Below are 260 nucleotides of genomic sequence, written 5' to 3'. Positions count from 1 at the left end.
AACACAGAAGTTAAGCTCTCCAGCGCCGATGGTAGTTGGGGCTTTGCCCCTGCAAGAGTAGGACGCCGCCAGGCATTTTTTTATACTTATTTATAAGTAATACTATTACTATATTTACATGTATATTTTTTATGGTATGATAAAAGGTAATACTGTGTACCTAGCTTAATTATTGATCTATCCTATTCCACAGTAGCTCAGTGGTAGAGCTATCGGCTGTTAACCGATCGGTCGTAGGTTCGAATCCTACCTGTGGAGCC

The 260-nt window shown here is 40.8% G+C and carries 1 tRNA gene; it reads left to right on the top strand.

The features are described 5' to 3' along the window. Positions 1-186 precede the first annotated feature (186 nt). Positions 187-258, top strand: a tRNA-Asn gene (locus tag Q1A47_RS20720). Positions 259-260: the final 2 nt, after the last annotated feature.

The organism is uncultured Virgibacillus sp. (genome assembly GCF_947495635.1).
GTDB classification, from domain to species: Bacteria; Bacillota; Bacilli; order Bacillales; family Amphibacillaceae; genus Virgibacillus; species Virgibacillus salarius.
This window is presented reverse-complemented; position numbering and strand designations above follow the sequence as displayed.